Source organism: Actinosynnema sp. NPDC050801 (genome assembly GCF_040673975.1).
Classification (GTDB): Bacteria; Actinomycetota; Actinomycetes; order Mycobacteriales; family Pseudonocardiaceae; genus Actinosynnema.
The window spans coordinates 1-19,295 of record NZ_JBFAQZ010000037.1; the positions used below are offsets into that span (position 1 = coordinate 1).

Here is a 19,295-nt window from a genome sequence, read left to right on the forward strand (position 1 = left end):
CACCGAAGTCGAGGCCGTCTACTACCGTCAACACCAGCCAACCCCGGCTGGAGCAGTCAACTGATCGAGTCTCCACCGAACCCGGGGCGGTTCAACCCGTCACTCGTCCGACTTCTGCGGGCGCACCTGGACAACCACGTCCACCCGCACGTCTTCACCACCCCCGAAGGTGCACTCCAGCGCCGCAGCAACTTCAGCAAACGCGCCATGCGCCCCGCCGCAGACGGCAACCTCAACCAGCCCCGCGCAGTCCTGCGCCTCCAACCGGTCAAGCCCGGCCTGACCTTCCACGGACTGCGCCACAGCCACAAGACCTGGATGATCGCCGACACCATCCCCGAGATCGCCCAGTCACTCCGACTCGGCCACATCCTCAAAGACCCCGTCCAACGCACCTACTCCCACGTCGCCCCCGAAGTCACCAGCCGCCTGCTCCAATGCCTGCAGGACCGCTGGGACAAGGCCGTCGTCGAGGTCGGTGACAGCTCCTGGCGCAGGATGGCGTAGCCGATGCGTGGTCTCCTCATCTATCACTTCAACGGCGGCAACCACGCCGACGAGCCGGTCGTCATGCACTCCGAGGCCACCCTCGACGACGTCCTGATCGACATTCTGGCCACCCGTAGCCGCACCCGACCATGTTGTACGCCCAAACCCACCAACGGTCGGCCCGGCTGAGCTGCCCGCCCCTCAATCCATATGGCGCAGGCGAAAGCGACATCCTCCCAGCTCACCATCACGGCAAGCCAACTCAGATGTCACCAATCCGTGCAGCAGACCCCGACGCCCTCGACCAAGCGGCAGTGGACGCCCTCGCCTCCTTACTACGGCAAGCGCCGGATTCAGCATCAGCAGGGCCACCACGCACACCGCTACCACGACGAGACCGTCACCGTGCTCGCCGACCAGATCTCGGACCCGCACGACGCCCTGCGACGCGCCGAGGACGAGGGACTGGGCCACGTGGTCCTCGACGGGAAGGTCTTCTCCGCCGACCGCCTTCGTGAGAAGACCACCAGCGTGAAGAGATCCTCAGTGACCGAGCAACGTTCGTGCGTGTCTTTCGAGCGGTTCGACGAGGTCGAGGAACTCTCCGCCGCCGATGCGACGCGACAGCCGGGCGATGGTGTAGAGCTGCGCGAACCGACCCGCGTCCGTCTCCAGGACGTCGGCGTAGACGTCGTGTACTCGCTGCGCGATCGTGGGCGTCAGGAGGCTGTAGCACAGCAGGGTCGCCGCGTCGGTGCCCGCGGGTCCGCGTCCCCACCATTCCCAGTCGAGCAGGCCGAACCGTGGACGCAGCAGGTTCGCCCAGTGGACATCGCCGTGGACGGTCTCCCATTCGGGCACGGTGGGGTCGACGGCGTCGCCGAAGCGTTGCATGATCCGGTCGGTGATCTTGTCCTGGCTGCTGTTGACGCGTGCGGTCGGTGTCGCCGCGACGGTGTTGGTGGTGCGGCGCAGCTCGGCCCACCACTCGTCGGGCAGTTCGACCGCGGTGCGCAGTGCGTCGGTGGGTGAGCAAGGTTGGCCAGGCATGCGGGTCATGAGTTCGGCGCGTTGCTGTCGCCATTCCTCCCACTCGACCACGTCCAGGACGCGCGGTTTGGCGAGGTCGGCAAGGACGTTCGCGTCAAAGTTGCCCGTCCAGAAGTCGCCGGCGATCCACTGCTTGTCCTCGGACACGACGCGCAGCCAGTACTCGGCGTCGCCCTTGCGGACGGGAGTGCTGATCGACCGGTCGTGCCAGCCGAGCAGCGGGTCCCCGGTCACGACCACGCCGAAGTGTTCGGCAGCGCGGTCGAGGTTGCCGCGCATCCACTGCCGGAACCGCGCGTCGGCTTCGCTGGTGTCGACCGGCACCTCGGGCCCTTTCACTGTTCGGTGACGTACCGCAGGTAGGCGGCCGGGTTGTTCATGTACCGACGCCAGTGGTCGACCAGTGCGAGGTCTTCCCACTTCGTCCGCCGGAACCCGTGGTCGCCCACTTCGATGATGTCGGCGCCCGGCGTGGCGGCCAGGACCGGCGAGTGCGTCGCGCAGATCACCTGCGCCCCCGATTCACCGAGGTCGTACAGGAGGTTGACCAGCCGTAGGCAGGACGTGAACGACAGCGCCGCCTCGGGCTCGTCCATGAGGTAGAAGCCGGGCTCGCGGAACATGGTCGACAGCACGGTGAGGAAACCCTCGCCGTGGCTCATCTCGCTGGTGTCCTCGTCCCAGTAGCCGCGCATCCCGCTGACCGCGTCCATGAACCCGAACGCCGTCTCGGCCCGCAGGAAGTATCCCCGGCGCTTGGTCCGCGGCCCGCTCTTCTGCCGGGCGCCCGCAGCCGTGGTCTCCCAGCGGAGCAGGTCACCCAGCACCGTTCTCGGCCGGTCGTTGACGTACTTGCGACCCGCTCGCCCGCCGCGCGCGTCCAGTCCCCACGCCTCGGCGAACGCCTCGACCAGGGTCGACTTCCCCGAACCGTTCTCCCCGACGAGGAAGGTGATCGGCCGCTCGAAGACCATGCCTTCCTCGGCCATCTGCGCCACGCACGGCACGGTGAGCGGCCACGGTCGTGCATCCGGCGCGCCGGTGGGCAGTAGGTCATCGGGGATGTACGCGCGGCGGGCAAGCATGGCTGTCCTTGATCAGTACTCGGTCGGGACGCATTTTCCCTTGGGCGTGCAGTTGCCCGCAGGGTTGCACGCCGGGCCACAACTCGGCCCGCACTGCGGGTCGCACATGTTCGGCACACGCGGCGACACCGGTCGTTGCGCGAACCGCTCGGCCAACGCCGCGCCCGTTGACGGCCGTTCGGGACCATCGCAGGGTCGGTACACCGGAGCCGGGCATCGGCTGCCGCTACGGCCGTCGAAAAGTCACCGGCAGAATCACCCGGCCGGGTCACCGAGACCTGGAGCACAACGCTGACAACATTTCGTGCGGAGCGACCGCCTGCTCCAGATCTGCTCCAGACCGGCCGTCGCAGTCCACAGTGGACGGAAAAACAAGATCGCCCGCCACCTGCATTACCGCAGGTCAGCGGGCGATTCGTATGCTGTATTCGATTGTGGAGCTGAGGGGACTCGAACCCCTGACCCTCACACTGCCAGTGTGATGCGCTACCAGCTGCGCCACAGCCCCGTGCCTGCACGTTTCCCGGCGGTTGGGGCCGCCGTTCTCGTGTGGCAATACCGTACAACACCGGCCCCTCGGGGACGAAATCGGGGGTGCCCCTACCGCGTCGTGGCTGCTCGACGAGGGTCCGGCCGGGCTACTTGACCAGGTTGGTCAACCAGTTCCGGTCGTCCCAGTCGATGGTCTTGCCGTCCTTCATCACGGTGGGGGTGCCCTTGAAGTTGCCGGTCGCCTTCACCGCGTCGAGCCCGGCCTGCGCGTCCTGCTCGTGCGCACCACCGTCGACGCACTGCTTGAACGCGTCACCGGTGATGCCCAGGTCGGTGCCGAGCTTCACCAGCTCGTCCTTCGTGTGCCCCGGACCGCCCTCCTCGGGCTGCCGGGCGAACAACGCCTCGTGGTACTCCCAGAACTTGCCCTCGTCCGCCGCGCACAAGGCCGCGTTGGCCGAGTCACGGGAGTAGCCCTCCGGCGACGAGTACTTGATCAAGAACGGCAGGGTGTGGTAGCGCACCCGGAGGTTGCCCGACTCGATCTCCTGCTTGACCTGGTCGCCGTAGGCCTTCTTGAAGGCACCGCACGCGGGGCAGAGGAAGTCCTCGTACAGGTCGATGGTGACCTTCGCGTCGTCCTTGCCGACCACGACCGCTCCACCGTCGCGGGCGATCGGCGCGGAGATGCCGGTGACCGCCGGCGGTTCGGCCAACGACGTGTCGTCACCACCCGACCGGCTCAGGATGACGCCGCCGATCACGGCCACCGCGAGCACGGCGACGACCACGACGCCGATGATGACCTTGGTCCGGTCGCTCGACGCACCACGCGCCGAGACCACCGCCTTGGTCGCCCGCTGCTGCTGCTTCTTCTTCCGAGCGTTGCGCTCCGCGCCACCCACCGCACTGCCCTCCCGGTCAAAACCCGCCCGCAGGCTACCGAGGGATGCTGAGTGGAACCTGAGCGCTCACGCGTCCGGTTGACGCGGACGGCCCGCCACGCGCTCGCCGACGGGCACCTCGGGCCCTTCGTCCAGGCACCCGGACTCACCGGCCACGTCGGACGCGACGTGCGTCTCCTCCTCCCGCGGCAGGGTCTCGGGGGCGAAGAGCCAGAACACCATCGCCACCGCGGCCATGGCACCCGTCAGGGTGAACGCCGCCTGGTACGAGAACTGGTCGACCAGCACGCCGGCGAGCAGCGGTCCGACGATGGCGCCGCAGTCGGCGACCATCTGGAACGCGGCCAGCACCGGCCCGCCCTTGGCCTTGGTGCCGATCACGTCGGCCACGACGGCGTTCTGCGGCGGGTTGAGCAGGCCGGCGCCGATGCCCGCGACCAGGGACGCGACCATGAACATCGGCACGCCGACGCTGAACCCGAGCCACACCGTGCCGATCGCGGACACCGCGAGCCCCGCGATCGCCACCGGCTTGCGGCCGATGGTGTCGGACAGCTTGCCGGAGATCATCAGCACGGCGGCGTTGCCCGCGGCGAACACCGACAGCGAGATGCCCGCGATGGCGGGCGTGCTGTGCAGCGCCTCCACCACGAACAGCGGCACCAGCGAGATCCGCACGCCGAACACCGCCCAGCCGTTGGCGAACCCGGAGGCCAGCGCCGCCCGGTACGCCGACAGCCGCACGGCCGCGCGCACCGGCATCGTCACCTGCTCGGTCGAGTTGTCCAACGCGGCGAGCGTGGACCGGCGCAGGTACCACCACACGACGAGCGCGGCCACCACCAACGCCCCCGCGTACGTCACGAACGGCACCTGGATGGAGATCTCCACGAGCGCCGCGCCGACGATCGGGCCGCCGATGTTGCCGAGCAGGAACCCGGTCGCCCACAGCCCGGACGCCCGGCCGCGCATCGGGGCGGGCGTGATGCGGATCAGCAGGCCGACGGCGGCGACGGTGAACATGGTCGAGCCGATGCCCGCGAACGACCGGAACACGATGAGCTGCCAGTACGCGGTGGCGAAGCCGCACGCGCCGGTGCCGACGGCGACGATCAGGATGCCGACGATGTAGACCCACGTCTCGCCGAACCGGTTGACCAGTCGGCCGCTCATGGGCGCGAACAGGAGCCTGACCAGCGCGAACGAGCTGACCACCGCGGACACGGCGAACGTGCCGACGTCGAAGCTCTTGGCGTAGGCGGGCAGGACGGGCGCCACGATGCCGAACCCGAGGGCGATGATGAAGCTCGCCACGACGAGGACCCACACCTCGCCGGGTAGCCGGGGCTTGACCTGCACGTCGGACCCGGTCCCCAGCACTGTGCGCCCCTTCCGTTCTCCGTTAGCTGTGCTAAGGATATGCGGTGCGACAACTAATTACTCAATCGAGCAGTTCGTCGACCCTGCGCGCGTAGGCGGTCACGGGGTAGCAGACGTCGAAGCCGCACGCCTCGACGAACCGCTCCCCCGCACCGCCCTCCGCCACGTGGGACGCCACCAGCATCGCCCCCGCCTCCCGCAGCTCCGCCACCACGCCCTCGACCAACGCCCGGCCCAGCCCTCGCCGCCGACGGGCCGGCCGCACCACGGCGTGCTCGACCAACCCGACCCGGCGCTCGCCGAACCCGGACGCGAACCCGCCGATCCGGTCCTCACCCGCCGGACCACCGTCGTCCACCACCACGAACACGCACCGCGGGTCGTCCAGCCGCTGCCCGAGGTGCCGCAGCAGCCGCGGCCCGTCCACGCCCAGGTCGTCGGCCAGCAGTTCGGCGATGCCGTCGAGGTCCGTGTCGCGCGCCGGCCGCACGAGCGGTGACCGCCGCACCTCGCCCTGGTGCACGACGGCCAGCGACTCCTCCACCGCGTGCCACCCGGTGTCGTCGGCGATGCCCTCGATCTCGGCCACCGTGGTCGGCGACGCGTACAGCACGGCCTCGGCCCGCCCCACGTCGGCGAACGTCTGCTCCAACCGCATCAGCGTGCCCGCGACCTCGGCCGACGACCCGTACAGCGCGCACGCGTGGTTGCCACCGGGCAGCGGGTTGTCGCGGTTCACCACGACCTGGGCCACGCCGACGCGACCCACCTTGCCGTACCGGACGGCGCCGGAGGTCAGCCGGACGGCCTCCACCAGCCCGGCCAGCTCGCGGGCCCGGTACGGGTCGAGCAGCTCGGGGTCGTCGGGGTCGCGCAGCGGGTCAACCACGGTCTCAGCCTTGCACGTCCCGGTCCTTCCACTTCGTCGTGCCGCGCAGCGCCCGCCACGCCGCCTCCAGCGTCATCGCGCCGAACGTGACGTAGGCCAGCGGCGCGAGCACGGCCGCGGCCCGCGGCTGCCCGGTGCGCTTCAGGTAGATCCACTCGGCGGCCGACTGCGCCAGCCACGCCAGCGCCCCGGACCTGGACCCGCGCAACGCCGTCACCACCGGCACGACCCCGTACGCGATGTGCGCGAGCCCGGTCGACCCGAGGGACAGGAACGCGCTGGCCGGCCCCTTCGCGTACAGGGAAGTACCGGCGACCATGCTCTTGCGCATCGACGCCCACGTGTCGCCGAACGTGTCCAGCCCGGACGTGGTCAGCGAGTCCGACCCGTCCACGTACCGGGTCCGACCGCCGGAGTCGCGGACCAGGGTGGCGAAGCCCACGTCGTCCGCGCGCGACCCGGCGATCGCGGCCCAACCGCCCGCCTGCTCGTACCGCGACCGGCGGACCAGGATGCAGTGCCCGACGGCCAACGCCATGCCACGCCGCCCGTCCACCGTGGTCGTCTCGAACAGCAGCTGGTTCACCGGCGGCAGCAGCAGCCACCACCCGACGCTCGGCCCGGTGGCGCGCCCGGCGGTGGAGACCAGGTCGACGTCGTCGCGCCGCGCGCCCGCGAGCAGCCTGCCGACCAGGTCGGGCGCGGCCTCGGTGTCGGCGTCCACGAACAGCAGCCAGTCGGTGCCGGCGTCGGCGGTGCCCACGTGCAGCGCGTGCACCTTGCCCGCCCACCCCGACGGCGGCCCGGAACTGCTCACCAGCCGAACCCGCGGGTCCTCGGAGGCGTGCCGCCGCACGATCTCCGCGGTGCGGTCGGTCGACGCGTCGTCGACCACCACGATCCGCAGGTCCGCGTAGTCCTGTTCGCGCAGGCCGGTGAGGCAGCGGTCGATGGCGCGCTCCTCGTCGCGCGCGGGCACGACGACGGTGACGGGACCGGCGTCGGCCTGCGTCGCGGGCAGTCGCTTGACCTCTTGCCAGACCTTGATCGCCACGGCCGCGCGGGCCACGGTCACCGCCGCGCCGAGGACACCCCATTTCCCCATGGGTCCACAGTGGCACAACACTGGGTGCCGTGGAGTTGCCGAACCTGCCGATCCGCCCGCTGCTCGGCGAGATCGCGGGCACGTTGACCGCGCACGGCTCGGCGGTGCTGGTCGCGCCGCCCGGCACGGGCAAGACGACGTTGGTGCCGCTGGCGTTGGACGGTCGCGTGGTCGTGGCCGAACCCCGTCGCCTGGCCGCCCGTGCCGCCGCCGCGCGGATGGCGAGCCTGCTCGGCGAACCGGTCGGCCAGACCGTGGGCTACTCGGTGCGCGGCGACCGCAGGACGTCCCGGAACACCCGCATCGAGGTGGTCACCTCGGGCCTGCTGGTGCGGCGGTTGCAGCACGACCCGGAGCTCGCGGGCGTCGGCACGGTGCTGCTGGACGAGTGCCACGAACGGCACCTGGACGCGGACCTGCTGCTGGCGTTGCTGCTGGACGCCCGCGCGGGCCTGCGGCCGGACCTGCGGCTGCTGGCCACGTCCGCGACCGTGGCGGCCGACCGGTTGGCGCAGCTCCTGGGTGACGCGCCGGTGATCCGGGTGCGGGCGCGGACGTTCCCGCTGGACGTCGAGCACGTCCCGCCGGCGCGCGATGAACGGGTCGAGGCCACCGTCGCCCGGGCCGTCCGCCGGGCGTTGTCCGAGGTGGACGGCGACGTGCTGGCGTTCCTGCCGGGTGTGGCGGAGATCCGCCGGTGCGCGGCGCTGATCGGCGACGACGTGGACGTGCTGCCGCTGCACGGCCGCCTCGCCACCACCGCGCAGGACGACGCGTTGCGCCCCGGCGCCCGGCGACGGGTCGTGCTGGCCACCGCGATCGCCGAGTCCAGCCTGACCGTGCCGGGCGTGCGGGCGGTGGTGGACTCCGGGTTGTCCCGGGTGCCGCGGGTCGACCACCGACGGGGGCTGTCCGGCCTGGCCACGGTCCGGGTCAGCGCGGCGGTGGCCGACCAGCGGGCGGGCCGCGCCGGGCGTGAGGCGCCGGGCCGGGTCTACCGGTGCTGGCCCGCGCACGAGCACAGCACGTTGCCGCGTTACCCGGAGCCGGAGATCCGCACCGCCGACCTGACCCGGCTGGCGTTGGAGCTGGCCTGCTGGGGCGTGCCGGACGGCGAGGGCCTCGACTGGTGGGACGCGCCGCCGCAGGGCGCCCTGGACGCCGGCCGTTCGGTGCTGCGCGCGCTCGGCGCGTTGGACTCGAACGGCGCCACGGACCGGGGCCGCCGGATGGCCGACCTCGGCCTGCACCCCCGGCTGGCGCGGGCGTTGCTGGACGGCGCGGCGGCCGTGGGCGCGCGCAGGGCCGCCGAGGTGGTGGCGCTGCTGGACGACGACCGGGCGAACCCCGGGGTCGAGCTGTCGACCCGTGACGCGGACCCGCGCGAGGTCCGCCGCCTGGCCGCGATGGTCGAAGGCGCCGGCAAGGGCTCGGGCGACCCGGCACTGGTCGTCGCCCTGGCCCACCCGGAACGGTTGGCGCGCAGGCGTTCCCCCGGTTCGCCGGTGTACCTGATGGCCGGTGGCACGGCGGTGGAGCTGCCGCCGGGCAGCGGGTTGGCCGACTCCGAGTGGCTCGCCGTGGCCGTCGCCGACCGCGAGGCGGGCCGCGCGCACGGTCGCATCCGGTTGGCCGCACGCGCCGACGAAGAGCTCGCCGTGACGGCCGCGTCGTCCCTGCTGTCGTGGGAGGACGACGTGCGGTGGGACGGTGACGTGGTGGCGAACCGGCTGCGCAAGCTGGGCGCGATCACGTTGTCCAGCAAGCCGTTGCACGACCGCGAGGCGATCCGGCGGGCGTTGCTCGAAGGCCTGCGCACGGAGGGCTCGGGGCTGTTGCGGTGGGACGCCGACGGGTTGCGCACGCGGGAGCGGATGGCGTTCCTGCACCGCGTGGTCGGCGACCCGTGGCCGTCGGTGGACGACGAGGCGTTGCTGGCCGTGGTGGACGTGGGCGACGCGCGGCGCAAGGCGGACCTGGCCCGCATCAGCGGCGAGCAGGTCGTGCGCCGACTCCTGCCCTGGCCCGCCGCCGCGCGGTTCGACGACCTCGCCCCGGACCGGCTGGAAGTGCCTTCGGGTTCACGCATCCGGGTCGACTACTCGGGGCACGACCCGGTGCTGCCGGTGAAGGTGCAGGAGGTGTTCGGCTGGACCGAGACGCCCCGGCTGGCCGACGGACGCGTGCCGATCGTGCTGCACCTGCTCTCACCCGCGGGTCGGCCGACCGCGGTGACCGGCGACCTCGCGTCGTTCTGGCGGACGGGCTACCCGCGGGTCAGGTCGGAACTGCGGGGCCGCTACCCCAAGCACCGCTGGCCGGAGGACCCGATGACCGCCCACCCCGCCCGCCGCTGACTACTTGACGGAACGCGTCAAGTACTTGACGATGGTCGTCAAGGAGGTGGTCGCGTTGCTCGAAGAGCAGATCGCCACGATCATCCGCACCCGGCTGCTCGACCCGCTGGAGATCCTCTTCGACGACGTCGGCGACCTGCCGTCGCGCGTCGACGCGGTGGCCGGGCAGCTGGCCGCGGCCATGCGGGGCGACGACGACTCGGCGGCCGTGCACGCCATCGCGCGGCTCGTCGGCGCGCTGTACCCCGGTGACGCGCCGTTCGACCCGCCCGCCGACTGGTGGCGCACGCCGCTCGGCCAGGTCGTGGCGCGGCGGATGGGTCACCCGGCGGCGCAGGCGGTGTCGTACTCGGTGGCCGGCGCGATGCTCGGCGTCACCAAGCAGGGCGTCCACGACCTCGTGCGGCGCGGGAAGTTGGAGCGGAACTCGGACGGCGGCGGCGTGACCGTCGCCTCGGTGAGAGCGAGGTTGGGCGCATGAGAGTGCTGGCACTGCACGGCGCGGGCGGTTCACCGTCCGACTGGGACCCGATCGTCGCGGCACTGGACGGCGTGCACGACCTCGTCCCACTGCCACTGGAAGGCCCGTGGGACTGGGAATCGGTCCTGGACCGGATCGAACCACACGCCACCGACAACCCCGCCGTGCTGGGGATGTCCATGGGCGGCATGGTCGCCGCGCTCTGGGGCCGACGCCACCCGGAGTGCCCGGCTCTGATCAACATCGACGGCCACGGCGTGCCGACCCAACCACAGCGCTACCTGGACCCGACAGCCGTCGCCGACAAGATCACCGCGCTCCGCGAACAGTTCCGCGGCTACGGACAACCCGACTTGCAGCAGGCCCTGGAAGACCTCGACTGCTTCGACGTCTTCCGCGACCTCCGCTGCCCCATGCTGCTGGCACTGGCCACCAAGCCGGTACCGGGCCACCCCCTGTTCGAGGCGTACCAACAAGGCCTGGCCCGCGACGTCGCCACCCTGCCACCGAACATCGAGGTGGTCCACGTCGACGCCACCCACTCCGTCGTCGCCGACGACCCAACCCTGGTCGCCACCCTGATCAAGACCTACCTCAACGACCGCTGACCCGCCGCCACTGTCGCACCGAACGCGACCACCGCGCTGGGGGTCCGGGGGCGAAGCCCTCCGGGCGGGGCCCGGGGGTTGCACCCCCGGAAAAAATCCGGAGCGAGACGGTCCGCGCGTTCCGCGGACACGTCTCGCCCGAGTGGAGGTGCCGGGAATCGAACCCGGGTCCTCTGCCGCTTCATCAAGGCTTCTCCGTGCGCAGTCCGCTAAATCTCTACTCGGCCCCGGTGATCACGCGGACAAGTCACCGTGATGAGCCCAGCCACTGTGGGTGTCCCCACCGTTCCCCGTGGCCGGGAACGGAGGTGAGCCTCCTAGCTGATGCCGGCGACCGGAGCGGAGGCGCCCCCGGGCCGACAGCGTCGCTCCTAGCCTCAGGCGGCGAGGGCGAACGCGCGCTGGTCGTTAGACTCGGCGCTTATTGGTTTGCGATGACGCTTACGGTGGTCTCTCGCCTGCACCGGCACGCTTCCCTTGAATCAACGCACAAAGTCGAAACCGTTCACCCCCGTGTCGTGGGTCTTTCGAGCCAACCCGCACAGCATAACGCCCCGCGCACCCGAGGTCATTCCCGTTAGGTTGGTAGGGCTGTCCCCACCCCTCGCTGACCGGCGTACCTGATGGTTCGGGCCACACGACCGGGCGATGCTGGTCGGGTACATCGGGCGTGAAGGTGGGGAACATGGTGACGCGCGTCAACCCGGGCATCGGCCGGATCAGCGGGTACTTCCTGCTGAACCTGGTCACCGGGCTCTTCTGGTTCGTCCTGCTCGTGACCCTGGGCGCGGTGAGCATCGGCACGGCCGTGGTCTGGGTGGGCGTGCCGCTGGGCGTGCTCACCCTGGTCCTGGCCCGCGGCGCGGCGACGGCCGAACGGGCGTGGCTGAGGGCGGCCCTGGGTGTCGACATCCCCCGCCCGTACCGACCGCTGCCCGAGGGCGCCACCGCCCGCGCGAAGGCCATCGCGAAGGACCCGGCGACGTGGCGCGACGTCTCCTACTGGCTGGTCATGCTGCCGCTGGGCGCGGTCGAGTTCTCGCTGACCGTGGCGCTGTGGTCGGCCGTCGCGGGCACCGTGTTCCTGCCGCTCTACCTGCACTGGCTCCCGGTGACCTGGGAAGTCACGTTCAGCGAGGGGAACGTGTGGCTGATCGACTCGTTCGTCAAGGCGCTGCCGGTGAGCGTGCTGGGCCTGCTGCTCGGCGTCATCGCGTACCGGCTGCTCAAGGCCCTCGGCCAGGCCCACGTGGTGCTCGCCCAGGCCATGCTCGGCCCGTCGCGCTACGGCGTGCTGTCCGCCAAGGCGGAGCAGCTGTCCGCCAGCCGGGCCCGCGGCGTGGAGGCGGCCGAGGCGGAGCGCCGGCGCATCGAACGGGACCTGCACGACGGCGCGCAGCAGCGGCTGGTGGCGGTGGCCATGGGCCTGGGCCGGGCGCGCAGCAAGATGGAGACCGACCCGGACGGCGCCCGCGAGCTGATCGCCGAGGCGCACGCCGACGCCAAGCTCGCCATCTCCGAACTGCGCGACCTGGCCCGCGGCATCTACCCGTCGGTGCTGGGCGACCGCGGCCTGGACGCGGCCCTGTCGTCGCTGGCCGCCCGCTCCCCCATCCCGGTCGAGGTGGAGGTGGACGTCGATCCGCGCCCGCCGACGGCGGTGGAGAGCACCGCGTACTTCACCGTCGCCGAGACGCTGACGAACATCGCCAAGCACTCCGGCGCGACCAGGGCGCACGTGCGGGTGTCCCGCACCGAGAACTCCGTGGTCGTGGAGGTCACCGACGACGGCCGCGGCGGCGCGGAGGTGCGCCCGGGTGGTGGCCTCGCGGGCCTCGCGGACCGGGCTGCGACGATTGACGGCGTGATCGTCGTGGTGAGCCCGATCGGCGGGCCGACCGTGATCCGGACGGAGCTGCCGTGCGCGTGGTGATCGCGGAGGACTCGGTCCTCCTGCGAGTGGGTGTCGAGCGCCTGCTGGCCGACGAGGGCATCGAGACGGTCGCGGCGGTGGAGGACGGGGACGCCCTGCTCGCCGCGATCGAGGAGCACCGCCCCGACCTGGCCCTGGTGGACGTGCGGATGCCGCCGACGTTCACCGACGAGGGCCTCCGTGCCGCGATCGAGGCGCGCAAGCGCATCCCGAACCTGCCGGTGCTGGTGCTCTCGCAGTACGTCGAGGAGCGGTACGCGGTGGAGCTGCTCGCCGGTGGCGCGAACGGCGTCGGCTACCTGCTCAAGGAGCGGGTGGCCGACGTGTCGGAGTTCGTGGCCGCGGTGCGGCGGGTCGCCGACGGCGGCACGAGCATCGACCACGAGGTCATCACGCAGCTGATGGTCCGGTCCAAGCGCAACCCGGTCGACTCGCTCACCCAGCGTGAACGGGAGGTGCTCGGCCTGATGGCGGAGGGCCTGTCGAACGCCGCCATCGCGGCCTCGCTGGTCGTGTCCGACGGCGCGGTGGAGAAGCACGTCGGCAACATCTTCGCCAAGCTCGGCCTGGAGCCGAGCACCAACGAGCACCGCCGCGTCCGCGCCGTGCTCGCCTACCTCAACCTGGGCTGATGCCGAGCAGCCTGGCGCCGTTGTCGTGCAGCACGGCCCGCAGGAACGGCTCGCCGAGGCGGTCGTCGGCCGCCGCCCAGCTCTCGATCGCGTCCAGCTGCACCGAGTAGTCGTACGGGATGTTCGGGAAGTCCGAGCCGAGCACCACCCGGTCGGACACGTCCACCAGCCGGGCCGCCCAGTCCCGCGGCAGCGCCGCCTGCGCCTCGGTGAACGGCACGCCCACCATCGTGGTGTCCAGGTGCACCCCGGCGTACCGGTCGACCAGGTCCAGCGCGCCGAGGTAGTCCGGCATCCCGGCGTGCGCCAGCACCGCCACCAGCGACGGGTGCCGGCGCAGCACGTCCTCGAACACGTCCAGCCCGGTGTGCGCGCCCGGCACCGGCCCGTGCCCGCAGTGCACGACCACGGGCACCCGTGCCTCGGCCAACAGGCCCCACGCGCCGTCCAGCGCACGCGGGTCGTAGCCGCCGACCTGCACGTGCGCCTTGAAGCACCGCGCGCCCGCCGCCAACGCCCGGGACACGTACGCCTCGACGCCCGGCTCGGGGTACAGCGTCGCGGTCGGCACGGCGCCGTCCACCCGCGAGCCGAAGTCCAGCGCCCAGTCGGTCAGCCACTCGCCCATGCCCGGCTTGTGCGGGTACACCAGGGGCGCGAACGCGACCACGCCGAACGACCGCAGCGCGGCCAGCCGCTCGGCCTCGGGCAGCCGGTACCGGATCGACCAGTCGACGCCGTAGTGCCGCGACGCCTCGTCGAAGAACGCCCAGACCTTGTCCAGCACGCGCTGCGGCATGAAGTGCACGTGCACGTCGACCAGACCGGGGAGCGACAGGGTCAGTACCGCCCCTTCAACGCGCGGCCGTGCGCCTTCTGGATCTCCCGCTGCGCGTCCCGCTTGGCCAGGTCCTGCCGCTTGTCGTAGGACTTCTTGCCGCGCGCCAGGGCGAGCTCGATCTTGACGTACCCGTCCTTGAAGTACATCGACAGCGGGATCAGCGACAGACCGCTCTCCTTGGTCTTGCCGATCAGCCGCTCGATCTCGCTCTTGTGCAGCAGCAGCTTGCGCTTGCGCCGCACCTCGTGGTTGGTCCAGGTGCCCGCCACGTACTCGGGGATGTGCAGCGCGTGCAGCCAGATCTCGCCGTCGTCCACCTGGCCGAAGGCGTCCACAAGGGACGCCCGGCCCATGCGCAGGCTCTTCACCTCGGTGCCGACGAGCACGACACCCGCTTCGTAGGTGTCGAGGATGGTGTAGTCGTGCCGAGCCTTGCGGTTCGACGCGATCACCTTCTGACCGCGTTCCTTGACCATGACCGAAACCTTACGTGAGCGCGCCAGCGGTTATGGGCTGCCGGAACGCTACAGGCGGACGTAGAGGCGCAGCGTGACGTAGCCGGTCAACGCCGAGATCACGATCGCCACACCCAGCAGGATCGGCGAGATGACCAGGATGTCCAGCATGCCGACCTGCGGCAGGATGCCCGAGCTGAACAGGTCGCCGAACACCCGGTCGAGCGCGACGGCCTTGAACGCGACCAGGCACAGCACACCCGCGATGGCGCCGATGATGCCCGCCACCACCGCCTCGATGAGGAACGGCAACTGGGTGTACCAGCGGGTCGCGCCCACCAGTCGCATGATGCCGACCTCCGTGCGTCTGGTGAACGCGGAGACCTGGATGGTGTTCGAGATCAGCAGCAGCGCGGCCAGCGCCTGGAACGCCGCCAGGCCGAGCGCGCCGTCCCTGGCTCCGTTGAGGACGTCGAACAGCCTGGCCAGGAACTCGCCCTGGTCGTTCACCGCCTTCACGCCCGCCTTGCCGGTGAACGCCTGCACGATCACGTCGGCGCGTTCGGGGTCCTCCAGGCTCACCCGGAACGTGGCCGGGATCGCCTCCGGGCGGGCCAGCTTCACCAGCTCCGGCTGCGACTCGAAGATCCGCTTGAACCGCTCGAAGCCCTTCTCGCGGTTCTCGTAGACGACCGTCTTGACCCCGGACGTGGTCTCCAGCTGGCTGCGCAGGCCGGCGCACGGCTGCTGCGCGCAGTCCTTGTCGTTGGCGCTGACGTCGTTGGTCAGCAGGACCGCGACTTCCAGTTTGCCCTGGTAGTTGTCCTGCATCTTGTCGACCATGCGGACGACGAGCAGGCCGAGGCCGAGCAGGAAGAGCGAGATCGCGGTCGTGAGGATCATCGCGATGGTCATCGTGACGTTCCGGCGCAGGCCGGTGACGACCTCGCTGAACACGAAGCTGGTACGCATCGGGGGGAACGTTCCTCAGGGTCGGGGGATGAGGGGGTCCGGCGGCTTCGGGCTCAGCGGCCCACGCCGTAAACACCCCGGGCGTCGTCGCGGATGATCCGGCCGTTGTCCAGCTCGACCACGCGACGGCGCATGGAGTCGACGATGGAGTGGTCGTGGGTGGCCATCACCACCGTCGTGCCGGTGCGGTTGATCCGCTCCAGCAGCAACATGATGTCCTGGCTCGTGTCCGGGTCCAGGTTCCCGGTCGGCTCGTCGGCCAGCAGCACCAGCGGCCGGTTGACGAACGCGCGGGCGATCGCCACCCGCTGCTGCTCACCACCGGACAGCTCGTGCGGCATCCGGTCCGCCTTGCCGTCGAGGCCGACCAGCTGCAGCACCTCGGGCACCACCTTGACGATGGTGTTGCGCGGCTTGCCGATGACCTCCAGCGCGAACGCGACGTTCTCCGCCACGGTCTTGTTGGTCAGCAGGCGGAAGTCCTGGAACACGCAGCCGATGGACTGGCGCAGGCGGGGGACCCTGCGCCGGGACATCTTGGCCACGTCGAAGTTCGACACGTACACGCGGCCCTTGCTGGGCACTTCCTCCCGCAGCAGGAGCCGCAGGAACGTGGACTTCCCGGAACCGGAAGGCCCGATGAGGAACACGAACTCGCCCTTGTCCATCTCGACCGAAACGTTGTCGAGGGCGGGACGCGCTGAGCTCTTGTAGACCTTGGACACGTGTTCGAGGCGAATCACGAGGCGCGAGTGTACTCGTGGCCTGGGTAAAGCCTCCGTCTCACCCGGCTCCTCCCAGCCAGTCGGCCACTTGACCGATCAGGACTGGTGCTGCTTGCGCCAGCGGATGCCCGCTTCCAGGAAGTCGTCGATCTCGCCGTCGAGCACCGCGGACGGGTTGCCGACCTCGTGCTCGGTGCGCAGGTCCTTGACCATCTGGTAGGGGTGCAGCACGTACGAGCGCATCTGGTTGCCCCAGCTGGAGCCGGTGTCCTTGAGGGCGTCCATCTTCGCCTGGTCCTCCTGCCGCTGCCGCTCCAGCAGCTTCGCCTGCATCACGGCCATCGCGGTGGCCTTGTTCTGCAGCTGCGAGCGCTCGTTCTGGCAGGAGACGACGATGCCGGTCGGGATGTGCGTGAGGCGCACCGCCGAGTCGGTCGTGTTGACGCCCTGGCCACCGGGGCCGGACGAGCGGTAGACGTCGACCCGCAGGTCCTTCTCGTCGATGTCGACGTGGTCGGTCTGCTCGACCACGGGCACCACCTCGACGCCCGCGAACGACGTCTGCCGGCGGCCCTGGTTGTCGAACGGCGAGATGCGCACGAGGCGGTGCGTGCCCTGCTCGACGCTGAGCGTGCCGTAGGCGTACGGGGCCGTGACGCGGAACGTGGCGGACTTGATGCCCGCCTCCTCGGCGTAGGACGTGTCGAACACGTCGACGCCGTAGCCGTGCCGCTCGGCCCAGCGCGAGTACATCCGCAGCAGCATCTCGGCGAAGTCGGCCGCGTCGATGCCGCCCGCCTCGGCGCGGATGGTGACCAGCGCGTTGCGCCCGTCGTACTCGCCGGACAGCAGCGTGCGGACCTCCAGGGAGGAGATCTCCTCGCGCAGCTTCGCGCGCTCGGTGTCGGCCTCGGCGAGGCTGCCCGCGTCGCCCTCGTCCTCGGCCAGCTCGTACATGATCGACAGGTCGTCCAGGCGGTCGCGCAGGTTCGTGATGCGACGCAGCTCGCCCTGCTTGTGGGACAGCTGGCTGGTGACCTTCTGCGCCTGCTCCTGGTCGTCCCAGAGGTCCGGCCGGGCCGCCGCCTGCTCCAGCTCGTCGACCTGGGCGCGCAGCGCATCGAGGTCCATCACCGCCTCGATGCTCGAAAGCGTGGCGGAGAGGTCCTTGATGTCTGCTTCGACGTCGGGATTCACGTCCCAAGATTACGCCGGCACCGGTCGCCGAGTGCGACCGGTGGGCGCGCCTCAGGCCGTGGGGATGGCGTCGAGCAGCTTGAGCACGGCCTTGGCGTGGGCCAGGCCGAACTCGGCGACCGCCTTGGCGTAGGCGTCCTCGGCGGTCTTGACCGCCGTCTTGGCGGCCTCCTGCTCGGCGCCGTAACTGGCCCGAGCGGCGTCCACGAGCCCCTGCCGCTGCTTGGCGGTCAGCGAGCCCGCGTGCACCAGCCGCAGGATGAGCGGGCTGCGGAGGTGGTCCGGTCCCGGCTCGGAGAGCAGCCAGTTCTTGAACGCCTTCTTGCCCGCCGCGGTCAGCACGTACTGCTGGCTGGAGCGCGGGCCCTGCTTGCCGAGGCGAAGCAGGCCCGCGTCCGCCAACGCGGGCAGCTCGCGGTAGACCTGGCTGCGGGTGACGCTGAAGAACGCGCCGAAGCGCTCTCCGGCCTCAGCCACGAGCTGGCCACCGGTCTTGGGTCCGTCGTGCAGCAGCCCCAGCAGGGCCGCCGCCGTAGCATTCAGGTCCGACACCCCACCAACGGTGCCACGCTCACCGGCCGCTGTCCACAATGGTCAGCCGTTCTGTCCACTGTGGCTGATCACGGGCTAGTGGAGTTGGGCCAAGCGGAGCAACGCAAAGCATCGCTGCGTAACCGCCCGCTGATCAACGCCACGCGTTCGGCCGCTTGACCGCGCCTGTCCACGCGGAGTGGAAATCCATTGAGGCGCAAGGGAAACCGCACTTCTGCGTTCACTCGAACGGCAGCGCCGGGTCACGCGGCGCTGCCGGCCCACCCCCGGGGCTTCCCGGCGGATAGCACAACCCGGTGATGTCCGGCTCTCGACGTGGCAAATACGTCGGGTGGTGGGACCATTACGGCGGGTGTTCGTTCGACTGTGCTCGTTCGACTGGGAGGTCAACTGTGGGCATCAAATGGACGACGGGGACGAAGGTAGTCCGCAACGCCCGCGCCTGGGCGTCCGGCACGATCCCGGAGCAGGCGGGCAAGGACGAGTGCATGGTGTGCGGCAAGCAGATCCGCAGGCACCGCACGGTCAGCGGCGAAGGCCGGGTCTGCTCGCTCACCTGCGCCCAGTACTGGGCCGAGAACATGACCTGAGTGCCGTGGGAAGGCGAAAGGCCCCCGGAGTCGGAACTCCGGGGGCCTTTCACGTGGTAGCGGGGACAGGATTTGAACCTGCGACCTCTGGGTTATGAGCCCAGCGAGCTACCGAGCTGCTCCACCCCGCGCTGTAAGGACAACTATACACGCCCCCGGAACCACTTTTCACCACCCCCCTCTAACCCCCATATCCCCAGGTCCCACCTTCACAACCGAGAGTCCCCACCTGCACAGCCCGCAGTGCCCACCCTCGCCAACCAGCGGCCCCTCGTGGCAACCTGCGCGGTCCGCACCCCCGCGACCAGCAGGGGGTCCAGGGGCAACGCCCCCGGTCGGGGGTGCAGGGGGCGAAGCCCTCCTGCCCGGGGGCCCGGGGGTCGGACCCCCGGTGTAAATGCGAAAAAGCCTTGTCCACGTTATCCGTGAACAAGGCTTTCCCACTTTGTAGCGGGGACAGGATTTGAACCTGCGACCTCTGGGTTATGAGCCCAGCGAGCTACCGAGCTGCTCCACCCCGCGCTGCATTTAGAACTCTACGCCGGGGTTACCGGGAT

At 70.6% G+C, this 19,295-nt stretch carries 20 protein-coding genes, 3 tRNA genes and 1 other RNA gene; 8 read left to right on the plus strand and 16 right to left on the minus strand.

Annotation, left to right across the window (positions count from 1 at the left end; all coding sequences use genetic code 11):
- The first annotated feature begins 207 nt into the window (after positions 1–207).
- Positions 208–507: a hypothetical protein gene (locus AB0K14_RS38990; RefSeq protein WP_364340373.1), complete on the plus strand. Its 300-nt coding sequence runs from the start codon at positions 208–210 to the stop codon at positions 505–507.
- A gap of 3 nt (positions 508–510) precedes the next feature.
- Complete coding sequence (locus AB0K14_RS38995; protein ID WP_360461740.1) at positions 511–678, plus strand: hypothetical protein; 168 nt, start codon at positions 511–513, stop codon at positions 676–678.
- 354 nt (positions 679–1,032) lie between these two features.
- Here AB0K14_RS38995 and AB0K14_RS39000 read toward each other — a convergent pair whose 3' ends face one another.
- The 7 genes from AB0K14_RS39000 to AB0K14_RS39030 all read right to left on the minus strand — a co-directional run bounded on the left by AB0K14_RS39000 (position 1,033) and on the right by AB0K14_RS39030 (position 7,395).
- Complete coding sequence (locus AB0K14_RS39000; RefSeq protein ID WP_360461745.1) at positions 1,033–1,863, minus strand: aminoglycoside phosphotransferase; 831 nt, start codon at positions 1,861–1,863, stop codon at positions 1,033–1,035.
- An 11-nt stretch (positions 1,864–1,874) separates the two neighbouring features.
- The gene (locus tag AB0K14_RS39005) at positions 1,875–2,624 is read right to left on the minus strand and encodes an AAA family ATPase (RefSeq protein WP_360461737.1); all 750 of its coding nucleotides are present in this window, start codon (positions 2,622–2,624) and stop codon (positions 1,875–1,877) included.
- A gap of 435 nt (positions 2,625–3,059) precedes the next feature.
- Positions 3,060–3,132 (minus strand) — tRNA-Ala (locus tag AB0K14_RS39010).
- Between the two features lie 130 nt (positions 3,133–3,262).
- The gene (locus AB0K14_RS39015; RefSeq protein ID WP_360461734.1) at positions 3,263–4,021 is read right to left on the minus strand and encodes a thioredoxin domain-containing protein; all 759 of its coding nucleotides are present in this window, start codon (positions 4,019–4,021) and stop codon (positions 3,263–3,265) included.
- Positions 4,022–4,087: 66 nt separating this feature from the next.
- Positions 4,088–5,401, minus strand: a complete 1,314-nt coding sequence (locus tag AB0K14_RS39020) for an MFS transporter (RefSeq protein WP_360461731.1) — start codon at positions 5,399–5,401, stop codon at positions 4,088–4,090.
- Between the two features lie 61 nt (positions 5,402–5,462).
- Entirely contained in the window at positions 5,463–6,290 is an 828-nt protein-coding gene (locus tag AB0K14_RS39025) for a GNAT family N-acetyltransferase (RefSeq protein ID WP_360461728.1), read from the minus strand.
- 4 nt (positions 6,291–6,294) lie between these two features.
- Entirely contained in the window at positions 6,295–7,395 is a 1,101-nt protein-coding gene (locus tag AB0K14_RS39030) for a glycosyltransferase (protein WP_360461725.1), read from the minus strand.
- 29 nt (positions 7,396–7,424) lie between these two features.
- On the opposite strand from AB0K14_RS39030, the gene hrpB reads away from it, so the two are divergent.
- From hrpB to AB0K14_RS39045, 3 genes are read left to right on the plus strand one after another with little or no spacing between them, the layout of a single operon-like run.
- The gene (gene hrpB, locus AB0K14_RS39035; protein ID WP_360461722.1) at positions 7,425–9,752 is read left to right on the plus strand and encodes an ATP-dependent helicase HrpB; all 2,328 of its coding nucleotides are present in this window, start codon (positions 7,425–7,427) and stop codon (positions 9,750–9,752) included.
- Between the two features lie 31 nt (positions 9,753–9,783).
- Complete coding sequence (locus AB0K14_RS39040; RefSeq protein ID WP_364340379.1) at positions 9,784–10,233, plus strand: hypothetical protein; 450 nt, start codon at positions 9,784–9,786, stop codon at positions 10,231–10,233.
- A complete protein-coding gene (locus tag AB0K14_RS39045) occupies positions 10,230–10,841 on the plus strand; it encodes a hypothetical protein (RefSeq protein ID WP_360461717.1) in 612 nt (203 codons plus the stop codon). The genes AB0K14_RS39040 and AB0K14_RS39045 overlap by 4 nt, the downstream gene beginning before the upstream one ends.
- Before the next feature lie 140 nt (positions 10,842–10,981).
- Here the strand turns inward: AB0K14_RS39045 and ssrA are convergent.
- Positions 10,982–11,354, minus strand: a transfer-messenger RNA (tmRNA) gene (gene ssrA / locus AB0K14_RS39050).
- A gap of 172 nt (positions 11,355–11,526) precedes the next feature.
- On the opposite strand from ssrA, the gene AB0K14_RS39055 reads away from it, so the two are divergent.
- Positions 11,527–12,774: a sensor histidine kinase gene (locus AB0K14_RS39055; protein ID WP_360461714.1), complete on the plus strand. Its 1,248-nt coding sequence runs from the start codon at positions 11,527–11,529 to the stop codon at positions 12,772–12,774.
- The gene (locus AB0K14_RS39060) at positions 12,762–13,406 is read left to right on the plus strand and encodes a response regulator transcription factor (RefSeq protein WP_360461711.1); all 645 of its coding nucleotides are present in this window, start codon (positions 12,762–12,764) and stop codon (positions 13,404–13,406) included. The genes AB0K14_RS39055 and AB0K14_RS39060 overlap by 13 nt, the downstream gene beginning before the upstream one ends.
- Here the strand turns inward: AB0K14_RS39060 and AB0K14_RS39065 are convergent.
- The 6 genes from AB0K14_RS39065 to AB0K14_RS39090 all read right to left on the minus strand — a co-directional run bounded on the left by AB0K14_RS39065 (position 13,393) and on the right by AB0K14_RS39090 (position 18,148).
- Complete coding sequence (locus AB0K14_RS39065; RefSeq protein ID WP_360461742.1) at positions 13,393–14,250, minus strand: amidohydrolase family protein; 858 nt, start codon at positions 14,248–14,250, stop codon at positions 13,393–13,395. The genes AB0K14_RS39060 and AB0K14_RS39065 overlap by 14 nt on opposite strands.
- A complete protein-coding gene (gene smpB / locus AB0K14_RS39070) occupies positions 14,247–14,723 on the minus strand; it encodes an SsrA-binding protein SmpB (protein WP_360461708.1) in 477 nt (158 codons plus the stop codon). The genes AB0K14_RS39065 and smpB overlap by 4 nt, the downstream gene beginning before the upstream one ends.
- Before the next feature lie 48 nt (positions 14,724–14,771).
- Positions 14,772–15,674 (minus strand): permease-like cell division protein FtsX, encoded by a 903-nt coding sequence (gene ftsX, locus AB0K14_RS39075; RefSeq protein ID WP_360461705.1) that lies wholly within the window; start codon positions 15,672–15,674, stop codon positions 14,772–14,774.
- 53 nt (positions 15,675–15,727) lie between these two features.
- The gene (gene ftsE / locus AB0K14_RS39080) at positions 15,728–16,417 is read right to left on the minus strand and encodes a cell division ATP-binding protein FtsE (protein WP_123743906.1); all 690 of its coding nucleotides are present in this window, start codon (positions 16,415–16,417) and stop codon (positions 15,728–15,730) included.
- Between the two features lie 78 nt (positions 16,418–16,495).
- The gene (gene prfB / locus AB0K14_RS39085; RefSeq protein WP_360461702.1) at positions 16,496–17,596 is read right to left on the minus strand and encodes a peptide chain release factor 2; all 1,101 of its coding nucleotides are present in this window, start codon (positions 17,594–17,596) and stop codon (positions 16,496–16,498) included.
- A 51-nt stretch (positions 17,597–17,647) separates the two neighbouring features.
- Positions 17,648–18,148, minus strand: coding sequence for a helix-turn-helix transcriptional regulator (locus AB0K14_RS39090; RefSeq protein ID WP_360461699.1), 501 nt, complete (start codon positions 18,146–18,148; stop codon positions 17,648–17,650).
- Between the two features lie 392 nt (positions 18,149–18,540).
- Here AB0K14_RS39090 and AB0K14_RS39095 point away from each other — a divergent pair, with 392 nt between their 5' ends.
- On the plus strand, positions 18,541–18,738 hold the full coding sequence (locus tag AB0K14_RS39095) for a hypothetical protein (RefSeq protein WP_053717392.1): 198 nt from the start codon (positions 18,541–18,543) through the stop codon (positions 18,736–18,738).
- Positions 18,739–18,792: 54 nt separating this feature from the next.
- Here AB0K14_RS39095 and AB0K14_RS39100 read toward each other — a convergent pair.
- Positions 18,793–18,869, minus strand: a tRNA-Met gene (locus tag AB0K14_RS39100).
- A 317-nt stretch (positions 18,870–19,186) separates the two neighbouring features.
- Positions 19,187–19,260, minus strand: a tRNA-Met gene (locus AB0K14_RS39105).
- Between the last annotated feature and the right edge of the window lie 35 nt (positions 19,261–19,295).

Excerpts from the sequence above, each read along its gene's own strand:
- AB0K14_RS39055 (WP_360461714.1), top strand. The coding sequence starts at position 11,527 with ATGGTGACGCGCGTCAACCCGGGCATCGGCCGGATCAGCGGGTACTTC.
- AB0K14_RS39045 (WP_360461717.1), top strand. The coding sequence starts at position 10,230 with ATGAGAGTGCTGGCACTGCACGGCGCGGGCGGTTCACCGTCCGACTGG.
- AB0K14_RS39030 (WP_360461725.1), bottom strand. The coding sequence starts at position 7,395 with ATGGGGAAATGGGGTGTCCTCGGCGCGGCGGTGACCGTGGCCCGCGCG.
- ftsX (WP_360461705.1), bottom strand. The coding sequence starts at position 15,674 with ATGCGTACCAGCTTCGTGTTCAGCGAGGTCGTCACCGGCCTGCGCCGG.
- AB0K14_RS39040 (WP_364340379.1), top strand. The coding sequence starts at position 9,784 with ATGGTCGTCAAGGAGGTGGTCGCGTTGCTCGAAGAGCAGATCGCCACG.
- AB0K14_RS38995 (WP_360461740.1), top strand. The coding sequence starts at position 511 with ATGCGTGGTCTCCTCATCTATCACTTCAACGGCGGCAACCACGCCGAC.
- AB0K14_RS39005 (WP_360461737.1), bottom strand. The coding sequence starts at position 2,624 with ATGCTTGCCCGCCGCGCGTACATCCCCGATGACCTACTGCCCACCGGC.
- AB0K14_RS38990 (WP_364340373.1), top strand. The coding sequence starts at position 208 with ATGCGCCCCGCCGCAGACGGCAACCTCAACCAGCCCCGCGCAGTCCTG.
- smpB (WP_360461708.1), bottom strand. The coding sequence starts at position 14,723 with ATGGTCAAGGAACGCGGTCAGAAGGTGATCGCGTCGAACCGCAAGGCT.